Source organism: Pseudomonas frederiksbergensis, assembly GCF_003732705.1.
GTDB lineage: Bacteria > Pseudomonadota > Gammaproteobacteria > Pseudomonadales > Pseudomonadaceae > Aquipseudomonas > Aquipseudomonas frederiksbergensis_F.
Window position 1 is genome coordinate 1 of record NZ_MOBR01000041.1, and the last position, 12,614, is coordinate 12,614.

13 protein-coding genes are annotated in these 12,614 nt (G+C 58.3%); 2 read left to right on the plus strand and 11 right to left on the minus strand.

All coding sequences use genetic code 11. The features are described from left to right. Positions 1-43: 43 nt before the first annotated feature. Positions 44-1,410 (plus strand): IS3 family transposase gene (locus tag BK667_RS27710; protein ID WP_123599648.1). Its coding sequence is split into 2 segments (ribosomal slippage): positions 44-512 and positions 512-1,410, totalling 1,368 coding nucleotides; the frame shifts between segments, so codons are not numbered across the junction. A gap of 62 nt (positions 1,411-1,472) precedes the next feature. Beyond that, positions 1,473-2,633 carry an AAA family ATPase gene (locus tag BK667_RS27715; protein WP_123515914.1) on the plus strand — a complete coding sequence of 387 codons (1,161 nt, stop codon included), beginning with the start codon at positions 1,473-1,475 and terminating at the stop codon, positions 2,631-2,633. A gap of 143 nt (positions 2,634-2,776) precedes the next feature. Here BK667_RS27715 and BK667_RS27720 read toward each other — a convergent pair whose 3' ends face one another. From BK667_RS27720 to BK667_RS27770, 11 genes are all read right to left on the minus strand, one after another. After that, positions 2,777-3,658 (minus strand): transporter substrate-binding domain-containing protein, encoded by an 882-nt coding sequence (locus BK667_RS27720; protein WP_123599487.1) that lies wholly within the window; start codon positions 3,656-3,658, stop codon positions 2,777-2,779. Beyond that, positions 3,655-4,437, minus strand: a complete 783-nt coding sequence (locus tag BK667_RS27725; protein WP_123515918.1) for an amino acid ABC transporter ATP-binding protein — start codon at positions 4,435-4,437, stop codon at positions 3,655-3,657. The genes BK667_RS27720 and BK667_RS27725 overlap by 4 nt, the downstream gene beginning before the upstream one ends. Then, positions 4,434-5,093, minus strand: coding sequence for an amino acid ABC transporter permease (locus tag BK667_RS27730; RefSeq protein WP_123515920.1), 660 nt, complete (start codon positions 5,091-5,093; stop codon positions 4,434-4,436). The genes BK667_RS27725 and BK667_RS27730 overlap by 4 nt, the downstream gene beginning before the upstream one ends. Beyond that, a complete protein-coding gene (locus BK667_RS27735; RefSeq protein WP_123599488.1) occupies positions 5,074-5,739 on the minus strand; it encodes an amino acid ABC transporter permease in 666 nt (221 codons plus the stop codon). The genes BK667_RS27730 and BK667_RS27735 overlap by 20 nt, the downstream gene beginning before the upstream one ends. A 759-nt stretch (positions 5,740-6,498) precedes the next feature. Beyond that, entirely contained in the window at positions 6,499-7,281 is a 783-nt protein-coding gene (locus BK667_RS27740; protein WP_123599489.1) for a MetQ/NlpA family ABC transporter substrate-binding protein, read from the minus strand. A 497-nt stretch (positions 7,282-7,778) separates the two neighbouring features. Beyond that, on the minus strand, positions 7,779-8,708 hold the full coding sequence (locus tag BK667_RS27745) for a sigma 54-interacting transcriptional regulator (RefSeq protein WP_123599490.1): 930 nt from the start codon (positions 8,706-8,708) through the stop codon (positions 7,779-7,781). A gap of 50 nt (positions 8,709-8,758) precedes the next feature. Then, a complete protein-coding gene (locus tag BK667_RS27750) occupies positions 8,759-9,340 on the minus strand; it encodes an alpha/beta hydrolase (RefSeq protein ID WP_123515925.1) in 582 nt (193 codons plus the stop codon). Positions 9,341-9,828: 488 nt separating this feature from the next. Next, the gene (locus BK667_RS27755; RefSeq protein WP_003220570.1) at positions 9,829-10,230 is read right to left on the minus strand and encodes an ExbD/TolR family protein; all 402 of its coding nucleotides are present in this window, start codon (positions 10,228-10,230) and stop codon (positions 9,829-9,831) included. A 1-nt stretch (position 10,231) separates the two neighbouring features. After that, positions 10,232-10,957, minus strand: a complete 726-nt coding sequence (locus BK667_RS27760) for a MotA/TolQ/ExbB proton channel family protein (protein ID WP_123599491.1) — start codon at positions 10,955-10,957, stop codon at positions 10,232-10,234. Between the two features lie 45 nt (positions 10,958-11,002). Then, positions 11,003-11,818, minus strand: coding sequence for an energy transducer TonB (locus tag BK667_RS27765; RefSeq protein ID WP_123515929.1), 816 nt, complete (start codon positions 11,816-11,818; stop codon positions 11,003-11,005). Between the two features lie 371 nt (positions 11,819-12,189). After that, a complete protein-coding gene (locus tag BK667_RS27770; RefSeq protein ID WP_123515931.1) occupies positions 12,190-12,516 on the minus strand; it encodes a hypothetical protein in 327 nt (108 codons plus the stop codon). Positions 12,517-12,614 lie beyond the last annotated feature (98 nt).

A 12,614-nucleotide genomic window follows, 5' to 3' on the forward strand; every position in this document is an offset into this window, starting at 1 on the left:
TGGTCTGCACCCCAAAAGTTGGACACAACCGATGGGGTGTTTCATGAGGAAGTACACGGTTCAAGCGAAGCTGTCAGCGGTACGGGATTACTGCGCCGGCGAAGCGGGGCTTAGAGATGTAGCGCATCGTCACGACGTGGATTTTTCGTCGTTGCGCCAGTGGGTCGCGGCCTACCAGGTGCACGGCCCGGCCGCTCTGGAAGTAAAAAAGGTGCAGCACTACAGTGCTGAATTCAGGATGTCCGTCTTGAAGCGGATGCGTGAAGAGCAGCTTTCCTACCGCCAAGTGGCCGCGCTATTTGATATCCGCAAATTCAACATCGTCGGCGATTGGCAGCGCCGTTATGATGAGGGCGGTGAAAATGCCCTGCTCAGCCAACCCAGACGAACTGGATCGACAAAGAAAATGCCCAAACCGCCCGGACCTGCCCAGCCTCTGTTACCTGATGAGTCCCGTTCCCGGGATGAGTTGATCGCAGAACTGAATCAACTTCGGCTGGAAAATGACTATCTAAAAAAGCTCGATGCCTTGGTTCAGAAAAAACGAGCAGCGCAACAGAAAAAGCGCAAATCGTAATTGAACTGAGGCAGCGGCACTCTCTCGAGGCCTTGTTGAAAATCACCGGATTGGCGCGCAGCACGTTCTACTATCAGCAGAAAGTGCTCCAGGCGGCTGATAAGTATGCGGAGCTGAAAGCCAAGATATGTGAGGTCTTCAACGAAGAAGAAGGTAAGTTTGGCTATCGCCGCGTGACGCTGGCAGTGCGCAAGGCCGGTTTCTTGATCAACTACAAGACCGTGCAACGCCTTATGGCTGAACTTGGCCTCAAATGCCGAGTACGTGTGAAGAAGTACCGCGCCTACAAAGGTGAAGTGGGGCGAGCCGCCCCCAATCTTCTGAACCGCGATTTCCAAGCATCACAACCCAATCAGAAATGGGTAACCGACGTCACGGAGTTTAAGGTGGGAGGACAGAAGCTGTATCTATCGCCAATTCTGGACCTCTATAACGCCGAGATCATTTCCTACGATATCGCCAGACGGCCGTTGTTCAGCATGGTCGGGGCAATGCTTAGTAAAGCGTTTGCGCGACTAAAACCGGGCGAAAAACCCATCTTGCACTCAGACCAAGGCTGGCAGTACAGGATGCCTATTTATGACCAACGCCTAAAAGCGCACTCGGTCACAGCGAGCATGTCGCGCAAAGGGAACTGTTACGACAACGCGGCCATGGAAAGCTTCTTTGGCACGCTCAAATCCGAATTCTTTTACCTGAACAAATTCAGTATTCTTGACGAGCTTCAGACCGGATTAGTGGACTACATCGACTATTACAATCACCGGCGCATCAAGCTGAGACTAAATGGAATGAGCCCTGTGGAATACAGGACTCAATCCGTTCAGGCCTAGAGCCACAATCGTCCAACTTTTGGGGTGCAGACCAGAGCGTGGGAACGATCAGTGAGAACGTAATGCTCAAAACCCTCGCGGTGGCCAATTACCGCTCGATCAATAAATTGGTGATCCCGCTGGGTCGGTTGAACCTGATTACCGGCCCCAACGGCAGCGGCAAGTCCAACCTCTATCGCGCGTTGCGCCTGTTGGCGGAGACGGCCCAGGGCGGCGTGGTCAATGCGCTGGCCCGAGAGGGCGGGCTGGATTCGACGTTCTGGGCCGGGCCGGAGAACATCAGCCGGCGTATGCGCAACGGTGATGTGCCGATTGAGGCCACCGTGCGCCAGGGCGTCAAACGCCTGCGCCTGGGATTTGCCGGGGAAGACTTCAGCTATTCGATTGCCCTGGGTTTGCCTGCGCCGACCGAGTCTTACTTTGCCCTCGACCCGGAAATCAAAAAAGAATGCATCTGGGCCGGGCCGCTCTATCGCCCGGCCAGCCTGTTGGTGGATCGCGAAGGCCCGATGATCCGCGCTCGCGAAGGGCGCAACTGGGACGTGCTGGCCCAGCACACGCCGAATTTCGACAGCCTGTTCGATCAGGTCGGCAGTTTTCGCACCTCGCCGGAAGTCATGCACCTGCGCGAATTCATCCGCCGCTGGCGCTTCTACGATCACTTTCGCAGCGACGCCGATGCCCCGGTGCGCCAACCGCAACTCGGTACGCGCACGCCGGTGCTGCACCACGACGGTCGCGACCTGGCGGCGGCGTTGCAGACCATCCGCGAAATCGGCGACCCCGAGGCGTTGCAGGCGGCGATCAGCGATGCGTTTCCCGGTGCGCGATTGAACATCGCACCGTTGCAGGGTGGACGCTTCGCCATCGAGTTTTATCAGGAAGGGTTGTTGCGGCCGTTGTCGGCGGCGGAATTGTCGGATGGCACGTTGCGTTATCTGCTGTTGGTTGCCGCGCTGCTGACGCCGCGACCGCCGACGCTGATGGTGCTGAACGAGCCGGAAACCAGTCTGCATCCAGACTTGTTGCCGGCGTTGGCGCGGCTGATTATCCGGGCGTCCGGGCAATGCCAGGTGTGGGTGGTGTCCCATGCCCGACGGTTGATCTCGGCGTTGCAGGAAGACCTGGAGTGCAATTGCATTGTGCTGGAGAAAACGTTGGGCCAGACCGGGATCGTCGGGCAACGGATTCTGGATGAGCCGGCGTGGAATTGGCCGGATTGAGGTCGACCGATCGTTCCCACGCTCTGCGTGGGAATGCCTCAAGGGACGCTCTGCGTTCCAATGGGACGCGGAGCGTCCCGGGCTGCATTCCCACGCGGAGCGTGGGAACGATCAACAGAGGTGGGAACGATCAGGTCAGAGCATCAACCCTGCCACTTCCCACCCTCGACAATCACGCTCTCAGGCTTGGTGTCATCGCTCAGTTCTTTACGCACGTACTGGTCGTAGAGCTTGAGCAAATACTTCTCTTCACCCAACTTCGCCAACTCGGTATTCACCCAGTCGCGCAGTTCGATGTTGCCCTTCTTCACCGCCGGCGCAATCGGCGCTTCGGCACCGAGGGTTTGCTCCAGCACGCGGTAGCCGGGGTTTTGCTTGGCCCAGCTGAACAGCACCAGGTTGTCTTGTGCATAAGCATCGCCGCGACCATTGGCCAGGGCTTGCAGGGACTCGGAGTTTTTCTCGAACTTCAGCAGTTTCCAGTCCGGGTGATTTTTGGTCAGCCAGATATCGGCGGTGGTGCCGGTGGTCACGATGGTGGTGCGGCTCGCCAGGTCGTCGAGGTTTTTCACCGAGCTGCCCTGTGGCACCAGGGCCTGCACCGCAACCTTGAGGTTCGGGTTGGTGAATTCCACCGCTTCCTTGCGTTCCGGGGTCACGGTCATGTTGGCCAGGATCAGGTCAACCTTGTCGCTTTGCAGGAATGGAATCCGGCTGGCCGGCTCCACGGCGACGAATTCGACTTTGTTTTCATCGCCCAACAAATCCTTGGCAAATTGACGGCCGATGTCGGTATCAAAACCCACATAGCGCCCGGCCTCATCGACAAAACCGAACGGCGGCTTGTCGGTGAAGACGCCGACAATCAGCTTGTCTCGTGCCTTGATTTTGTCCAGGTAGCTGGCCGGCGCCGCGCTTTCGCTGGCGACTTTTGGCTTGGGCGCTTCTTCGGATTTGTTGCAACCGGCCAGCAGTGCGAGGCCGAACAGCGGCAGTAAAAAGAGTGAAGACTTGGCAGTTTTCATAGCAGTTCCAGTTCCTTTGTTTGAGTCTTTTTGGGCAGGGCTTCGACGTAGGAGAATTTCTCCAGGAACTGCTGCGCTCGTGCGGTTTGCGGGTTCGTAAAGAAAAGCTCGGGAGGGTTTTGTTCGAGGATGCGCCCGGCATCCATGAACACGATACGGTCAGCCACGGCGCGGGCGAAGGCCATTTCGTGGGTGACGATCAACAGTGTCATGCCTTCACGGGCCAGACCCTGAATCACTTCCAGCACTTCCTTGACCATTTCCGGGTCAAGGGCAGCGGTGACTTCATCGAAGAGCATGACTTTAGGGTTCATGCACAGCGAACGGACGATGGCGATCCGTTGTTGCTGGCCACCAGAGAGCTGGCGCGGGAAGGCGTCGCGCTTGTCCGAAAGGCCTACGCGCGCGAGCAAGGCTTCGGCTTGTTCACGGGCCTCACGGCGATCGCGTTTCTGTACTTTGACCGGGCCGAGTAGCAAGTTATCGAGCACGTTCATGTGCGGGAACAGGTGATAACTCTGGAACACCATGCCGATCTGCTGGCGCACCTCGCGCCAGTCGGTGCCCTTGTCCAGCAGCTCGCGGCCGTTGAATTTCAAGCTGCCGCTGTGGGCCACTTCCAGGCCGTTGAGGCAGCGCAGCAAGGTGCTTTTGCCGCAGCCGCTGGGGCCGAGGATGACGATGACTTCACCCGATTTCACACTCAGGTCGATCTCGTTGAGCACTTGTTGCTCGCCGAAAAACTTGTTGAAACCCTTGAACTCGATCAATGCGCTCATGCTTGCGTCCAGCGCCGCTCCAGCACGCGCGAGGCGGCCGAGAGCGGGTAGCAGATAAAAAAGAAAAACAGGAACAGTGCACCGTAGATCAGCACTGATTCGTAGGTGCGTTCGATGATCTGCTGACCGACTTTGATCACGTCCACCACACCGATCAGCACCGCCAGGGAGCTGGTCTTGATGATTCGGGTGTAGACGTTGATGGTCGGCGGCGTCATGCGTTTCAACGCCTGAGGCAGCAGCACGTAGCCGTAGAGTTGCGGGCCGTCCAGGCCAATCGACAACCCCGCCTCACGCTGGCCGCGCGGCAATGACAGCAACGCGCCGCGCACCACTTCACCGACCTCGCTGGCGCCCCACAGCGACAGCACCAGCACCGCGCACCAGAAACTCGGGATGCTCAGGCCAAAGAAAATCGGCAGGCCGAAAAACAGCAGATACAACCAGACCAGCACCGGAATCGCCCGGAACAGTTCCAGGTAAACCCGCAGGATCGCGTTCAGCCATTTCGAATTCAGCGTGCGCAACACGCCGTAGAGCACGCCGCCGACTGTGCTGATGGCGATGCTCAGGAAGGAAATCGATAACGTTTGCGCAGCGCCCTTGCCCAGTTGCGGCAACGACACCCACAACAACTCAAGACCCGAACTGGCCATGCTGGAGCCTCCTTTCCAGACGGCTGAGCAACAGCGACAGCGGCAAGAACAGCAGCACGCAAATCAGCGTCAGCACGGCGAGCATTTCGTAGGTTTTGTAGTAGAGCGCGATGTAGCTTTTGGTGGTGTAGAGAATCTCCGGCACCGCCACCGCCGAGACCACGGTGGTTTCCTTGAGCAGGAAAATGAAATTGGCAAACAACGACGGCAGGCTGAGGAGCCCGGCTTGCGGCAGGATCACGTAGCGCAGCAATTGCCCGTGGGACAGGCCGATGGAGCGGCCCGATTCCAGCTGCGCTTGCGGCACCGCATCGACGCCGGCACGCAGCACTTCAGTGAGGTAGGCGCCGCCAAGAAAGGTCATGGTGATGATCGCCGCCGCAAACCCGGAAACGCTGATGCCCAGCGCCGGCAGGGCAAAGTAGACGAAGAACAGTTGGATCAGCAGCGGGGTGTTGCGCGCCAGTTCCACATACAACCCGACCAGGCGCTGCAGGTAAGGCGTGCGGAACACCAGAATCGTCGCGTTGATCAGCGCCACCAGCAGCGACGTGCCGATGGCGATGAAGCCGACCTGCAGCGTCACGCCCACGGCTTTGAGAAACGCCGGCAGGGTGCTGAGGATAAAAGCGTAATCGAAGGTCATTGAACATCCTGGACGCCGCTCGGTAAGCGACGGTGGTGCAGTCCATGGGCGGCGGATAACCACCCGGCAGGCACCGACTTTAAAGGTATAAAAAGAAGAATTTAAATACCGTTAAAGCATATTGATATCACGCAAAAAACTATCCCCTGGATTTGCGGCGGCAACGGAAGACGACTATTTTCCTTTGCGCTGTAGGAAGGATCTTTTTTTCAAAAAGCCCCTCCAAGGACGCACAGCTTTTGGCCAGACTCCCGGCCAAACCCATCACAAGGAAGAGAAGACTATGGCTGACGTAAAAGCACCGCAGCGGCTGGACCCGCAGGACATCGTGAAGTTGTTGGTGGCGTTGCGCCGGGCGTTGAAGGCCGGGGTGGCCTAAGACGATCGTTCCCACGCTCTGCGTGGGAATGCAGCCCCGTGACGCTCCGCGTCACTGGACGCGGAGCGTCCCTAGAGGCATTCCCACGCAGAGCGTGGGAACGATCAATATGGCTGACGTAAAAGCACCGCAGCGGCTGGACCCGCAGGACATCGTGAAGTTGTTGGTGGCGTTGCGCCGGGCGTTGAAGGCCGGGGTGGCCTAAGACGATCGTTCCCACGCTCTGCGTGGGAATGCAGCCCCGTGACGCTCCGCGTCACTGGACGCGGAGCGTCCCTAGAGGCATTCCCACGCAGAGCGTGGGAACGATCATAAAAAACGCCGACGCTAGTGTTAGCCGTCGGCGTTGAAACCTTGAAGGGGGTTAAAACTGCGTCAAATCAGAACGCCGGCAGTACCGCGCCGTTGTACTTCTTGGCGATGAACGCTTTCACTTCCGGGCTGGTCAAGGCCTTGGCCAGTTTCTGGATGGCGTCGCTGTCCTTGTTGTCCGGACGAGCGACCAGGAAGTTCACGTAAGGCGAATCGGCACCTTCAATCACCAGCGCGTCTTTAGCCGGGTTCAGACCTGCTTCCAGCGCGTAGTTGGTGTTGATCATGTCCAGGTCGACCTGGTCCAGCACACGCGGCAGCATGGCCGATTCCAGTTCCTTGAACTTGAAGTTGTGCGGGTTCTTGGCGATGTCTTTCGGGGTGGCCAGGGCGTTTTTCGGGTCTTTCAACTCGATCAGGCCAGCCTTCTGCAGCAGGATCAGGGCACGGCCGCTGTTGCTGCCTTCGTTAGGGATGGCGATGGTGGCGCCGTCCTTCAGCTCAGCCAGGGTTTTGACTTTCTTCGAGTAGCCGCCGAACGGTTCGACGTGCACGCCGATCACGGTCACCAGGTTAGTGCCTTTGCCTTCGTTGAAGCTTTTCAGGTACGGCAGGGTCTGGAAGTAGTTGGCGTCCAGACGCTTCTGATCGACCTGCACGTTCGGCTGAACGTAGTCGGTGAAGACTTTGATTTCCAGATCCACGCCTTCTTTAGCGAGGGTCGGTTTGATCAGTTCCAGAATCTCGGCGTGTGGGATCGGGGTCGCCGCAACCACCAGTTTCTCGCCAGCCTGGGCCAGGCCCGCAGTGAGGGCAGCCGCCAATGCGGTGAACAACAGAACCTTTTTCATGCAGTGTCCTTATCCGAAATCACGGTCGTCATCGACGACGGCTATTAGTACGAGTGCCAGTGAAGTGCTATCGCTGGCGTGAAGCGGACAATACCGGGATTTTTTATTCCCGAACAATATCTTTTATTCACTTTGATATTCCATTTTGTTCATACGGCTCTGGCTCGCGGGTTACCCGTAGGAGCGAGGCTTGCCCGCGAAGGCGTCCTGCCTGACACACCGCGTCGTCTGTGTTCGCGAGCAAGCTTTGCTCCTACAGAGAGGGCGTTCTTCCTGATACACCGTGTCGTCTGGTTCGCGAGCAAGCTTTGCTCCTACAGAGAGGGCGTTCTTCCTGATACACCGTGTCGTCTGGTTCGCGAGCAAGCTTTGCTCCTACAGAGAGGGCGTTCTTCCTGATACACCGTGTCGTCTGGTTCGCGAGCAAGCTTTGCTCCTACAGAGAGGGCGTTCTTCCTGATACACCGTGTCGCCTGGTTCGCGAGCAAGCTTTGCTCCTACAAGAGTGCGGTGTTTTTGAGGAGTTGTTTCAGGGCGGCTTGATCGGCAGCGGTTCCATTGGCGAGGATTTGTTTGAGTTGCCGCTCGATCTGCGCCAGCGACGGCGGCACCTCCGGCAAATTCAAATGCTCCGGCAAAATCTCGTCCCCGGTGCTCACCAACAGCGCAAAGTGAATGACGTTCTCCAGCTCGCGGGTGTTACCCGGCCAACTGTGAGCCTCAAGTACCTGTTGCGCGGCTTCGCTGATCAGCGGCACCGGCAGGTCCAGGCGTTGGCTGTAGATGCCGAGGAAGTACTCGGCCAAGGACAGGATGTCCCCCACCCGCTCACGCAACGCCGGCAATTCGAGTTGGCCTTCGCTGAGGTAGTGATAAAGCCGTTCGTGGAATTTCCCGGCCGCCACCGCTTGGGCCAAATCGATGCTGGTGGCGGCGACCAGGCGCACGTCCACCGGGCTCGGTTGGGGGGCGCCGACGCGGGTGACTTCGTGGTTTTCCAGCGCCGAGAGCAATTTGATCTGGATCGGCAACGGCAAGTCGCCAATCTCGTCCAGGTACAGCGTTCCGCCATTCGCCGAACCGAACCAGCCGGCACGACTGCTGGCCGAACCGCTGTAGCTGCCAGCGGCATAACCGAACAATTCGGCATCGGCATAGGTCGGGCTGATCGCGCCGCAATTGACCGACACGAACAATCCGCCACGATCACTGGCGCGATGGATGTGCCGCGCGAGCAATTCCTTACCGCTGCCGGTTTCACCGCGAATCAATACGGATATGGCGCGTGGCGCCAGTTGCTCCAATTCCTGGCGCAACTGTCGCGAACGCGGATCGACAAACACCAGCGCTTTGGCGCGGATGCTCAGGGGGCTTTTTTCGGCGTCGGGGAAGGTCAGCAATGGCTGACCGAAAGTTTCAAAACTCATGGCAGACTCCCGCCCAAAACCGCCGGGAGACGGGGGCGTTCAAAAAAAATTTAAGCGCGGCGCAGGGCGTGATGTTCCATGCGGTTTTGCAGGCGATAGAGATAGGCAAAACCCTGCTCCCAGCGCTGGTGACCGGACTTGACATTGATATGACCAGCCCCCGCCAGAATCCCCGCCTCGGCGCCCCAGTTGCGCGCCAGCTCCATTGCACGGGGCGCACTGACGGCGCTGTCGTTATCGGAGCTGACAACCTGGCTCGGGAATGGCAGCAACGTGGTCGGAATCGGCGCGAAGTTGCGCAGGGCTGGCGAGCAGGCCGGGCGTTCGACGTCCGCTGGCGCGACCAGCAAGGCACCCCGCACTTGACGCAAAAACTGCAAGGGCGCGGTGGCAGCCCAATGGGCAACGGTGATGCAACCCAGGCTGTGGGCGATCAGGATCACCGGCGTGCTGTCGGCAGCAATCGCCTCGGCCAGCGCCGCGACCCAGTCTTCACGGCGCGGCGTCAGCCAGTCGGCCTGCTCCACCCGTGCACTGTTTGGCAGGCTGTTCTGCCAATGTGTTTGCCAATGATCTTCTGGCGATCCTTGCCAGCCCGGCACAATCAGGTAGCGAATTGATTCGTTGCGCATGGGGGAGCTCTCCTGCTGCTTGTCTGTTCCTGATCGAGTATAGGGACGAGAGTTATATTCGTTAAGGAATAAGAAGCTATTTATTAAGACCCTAAATGCATATGCATGTTGAATTGGATATTTGTGATTGGCTTCGAAACCACCCCTCACCCTAACCCTCTCCCCAGAGGGGAGAGGGGACTGACCGAGGTGTTTAGGCGAGATGCTGCGACCTGAAGTGCTGAGTCGAGCTCGGGTTTGAAAAGCATGAAGGTCTGCTCCCTTTCCCCCTCTCCCCACTGGGGAGAGGGGACTGACCGAGGTGTTTAGGCGAGATGCTGCAACCTGAAGTGCTGAGTCGAGCTCGGGTTTGAAAAGCATGAAGGTCTGCTCCCTTTCCCCCTCTCCCCACTGGGGAGAGGGCTGGGGTGAGGGGTGTCTCTCAAGCCCGACACAAAAAAAAGGGCCGCACCCTGCCAAGGAGACGGCCCCGGAAAACTTGAAATCTGTTAACGCGCAGTAATCACCGACAACTTGGTAATTCCCGCCCGCTCAATCGAGGCCATGGCCCGCGCCACTTCGCCATAATTCACCCCGTCATCGGCCTGCAATTGCACGCGCACTTCGGGATCCTTGGCCTTCGCCGATTTGAGGTTGAATTCCAGCAAGTCCGGCTGGATTTCATCCTTGTTGATAAACAGCTTGCCGGCGCCATCGATGCTCACCACCAGCGGATCTTTCTGCTCCACCGGGGCCACGGCCTCGGTCTTGGGCAGGTTGATCGGGATCGCGTTGGTCAGCAGCGGCGCGGTGACGATAAACACCACCAGCAGCACCAGCATCACGTCCACCAGCGGTGTCACGTTGATCTCGCTCAGCACCTCGTCACTGTCTTGCGTGGAGAAGGCCATATCAGGACGCCTCCTTCACTTTCTGCGCGCCGCCCTGGGCGACTACTTTGTGCGAGGTCGGGTGAATCAACAGGCGGAACGAACTCTTCTGCGCCAGGCTGTAGAAGTCATGGGCGAAGTCATCCAGGTCCGCCGCTGTCAGTTTCAAACGCCGCAAAAAGTAGTTGTAAACCAGCACCGCCGGCACCGCGACGGCGATCCCCACACCGGTAGCCACCAGTGCCGCGCCAATCGGTCCGGCCACCGTTTCCAGGCTTGCCGAGCCTGCCGCACTGATGCCTTTCAACGCTTCCATGATCCCCCACACCGTGCCGAACAAACCAATGAACGGCGAGGTGCTGCCGATACTCGCCACCACCGCCAGCCCGGTTTCCAGCGAGCGACGCTCACGGACGATCTGCTGACGCAAGGCACGCTCCAATCGATCCTGATGATTGATCGCCTGGCTCAAATCATTGGTGGCCGGCGTTTCACCGACCTGGATCGCCGCGTAACCGGCCTGGGCCACACGCGCCGCAGCGCCCGGTTGGGTTTCACTCAACTCAGCCGCCGAATCGAGACTCGACGCCGCCCAAAACTGTTTATGAAACTTGCGATCCTGAGCTTTCAGGCGACCGAACTGCACGCCCTTGAGCAACGCCAAACCCCAGGTGGCAACGGAAAAAACCACCAGCAGCCAAATCACCGCGCTTTCGATGGATTCAAGTGGAGAGGCCAGTAACGTCATGATGTATTCCCTCGTGTAAATTTTTCGCGCGAAATTGGTTTCGGTTTAATGAATCTTGAAATCGATGGGCACGCTGACCCAGCCATCCTGGGCGACATCACCTTGCTTGGCCGGCACGAAACTCCAACGTTTCACCGCGTTGAGCGCGGCCTCGTCGAGCTGATCGCGACCACTGCTTTTCTGAATCTGGATCTCACCCGGTTTGCCGTTGGCGAGCACATGCACCCGCAACAACACCGTGCCTTCCCAACCGCGACGCTGGGCCAGGGACGGGTATTCCGGCGCCGGGTTCTTCAGGTACGCGGCGTTGGCCGACGCTGGAGTCACCGGTGCAGGCGCTGGTGGCGCGGGCTGTGCTGGAGCCGCGACAGGCGCTGTCGGTTGTGGCGGCGCCGGTGGTTGCTCGACCGCTTTAGGCGCCGGTTTCGGTACAGGTTTGGCGACCGGTTTCGGTTTAGGAATCGGCTTCGGTGGCGGCGGCTTCACGGCCAACTCGTCTTCCACTGGCGGCGGAGGCTCGACCACCTGTTGAACCGGTGGAGGTGGCGGCGGTGGCGGCTCGACCACGGGCGGCGCCGGGCGCGAGAACTCGATGGTCATCGGCGGAATTTCCGGCGGCACGATCGGCAGTTCTTTGATCGGTTGCTGATTGACCCAATAGATCACCGCGCCATGCACCAGCAACGCCAGCACGCCAAGCAGGATCGCCTCGCGCCGGCTCAGGATGCCCTTGGGCGCACGCTGCAAACGCAACTGGCCCAACGGCACGCGATGCACCCGGCCGAGGTCGACCAACTCGCCACTCGGCGCCTGGCGCCAGAGCACCTCTTGTGCGCCGGCGGCGGTCTGGACATTGCCCATTGATTAACTCCCTGCGGTCTCTTTGCGATCTCTACAAAAGACGCGACACACCCCGCACTGAATCCCCCGCGAGGCGTATCGACAGGCCAATCATTGGGCCAGACGCTTATCTCTTAAAGTAATCTTTGAAGTTATGGATAGATCTGGATCGAATATAAAAATCCGTCGATGCCTTCAAAGCCACGCCGTACAAGGCTTGCAGCGTAGCGTCGGGAAAACGATGCTTTTCATGCATTGAAAGTATTCGCGCAAAGCATGGATTTAGGGTCAACGTTCGAAGAGAAACAACTAACACCCCAATTAATGACGTCCACAAAAAAACAGGCCGAAGCATGTTCAATGCATCAGCCTGTTGCTTACTACAGCATTGTTTATTGCTTGACGAATTCGCCAGCCAGGCCAACTACTTCACCATCGAAATTAGTGCGGGAGCCCACCGCACGAACTTTTGAGTAATTGTGATCTGGCGAGAACAGCGACCAGGCCTGGAAACCACTGCTGCCATTCAGACCGACAAACGTGATGGTGGTAGGTTGTCCGGTACTGTTCTGGAAGTGGTAGTGCCCATAGCTGACGTCGTAATTGACGCCGCCCTGGCTAAACGTGCCGCTGAATGTACCGTTGGAATCGTTGCCATCGGTAATCACCAGTTTGGCGCCCGCGTTGGAGTTTACATAAGTACCATTAATGCTCGACATGGTTCGACTTCCTTTATCTGTTAAATAAGTGTCTTCCGATGAGAGCAAGTTTCCTCCTGGAAACTCACGCAACAGAGCATGGTTCGACAATCGCTTCT

Coding starts and splice junctions, on each gene's coding strand:
- BK667_RS27715 (WP_123515914.1), top strand. CDS start 1,473: ATGCTCAAAACCCTCGCGGTGGCCAATTACCGCTCGATCAATAAATTG.
- BK667_RS27720 (WP_123599487.1), bottom strand. CDS start 3,658: ATGAAAACTGCCAAGTCTTCACTCTTTTTACTGCCGCTGTTCGGCCTC.
- BK667_RS27725 (WP_123515918.1), bottom strand. CDS start 4,437: ATGAGCGCATTGATCGAGTTCAAGGGTTTCAACAAGTTTTTCGGCGAG.
- BK667_RS27730 (WP_123515920.1), bottom strand. CDS start 5,093: ATGGCCAGTTCGGGTCTTGAGTTGTTGTGGGTGTCGTTGCCGCAACTG.
- BK667_RS27735 (WP_123599488.1), bottom strand. CDS start 5,739: ATGACCTTCGATTACGCTTTTATCCTCAGCACCCTGCCGGCGTTTCTC.
- BK667_RS27740 (WP_123599489.1), bottom strand. CDS start 7,281: ATGAAAAAGGTTCTGTTGTTCACCGCATTGGCGGCTGCCCTCACTGCG.
- BK667_RS27745 (WP_123599490.1), bottom strand. CDS start 8,708: ATGAGTTTTGAAACTTTCGGTCAGCCATTGCTGACCTTCCCCGACGCC.
- BK667_RS27750 (WP_123515925.1), bottom strand. CDS start 9,340: ATGCGCAACGAATCAATTCGCTACCTGATTGTGCCGGGCTGGCAAGGA.
- BK667_RS27755 (WP_003220570.1), bottom strand. CDS start 10,230: ATGGCCTTCTCCACGCAAGACAGTGACGAGGTGCTGAGCGAGATCAAC.
- BK667_RS27760 (WP_123599491.1), bottom strand. CDS start 10,957: ATGACGTTACTGGCCTCTCCACTTGAATCCATCGAAAGCGCGGTGATT.
- BK667_RS27765 (WP_123515929.1), bottom strand. CDS start 11,818: ATGGGCAATGTCCAGACCGCCGCCGGCGCACAAGAGGTGCTCTGGCGC.
- BK667_RS27770 (WP_123515931.1), bottom strand. CDS start 12,516: ATGTCGAGCATTAATGGTACTTATGTAAACTCCAACGCGGGCGCCAAA.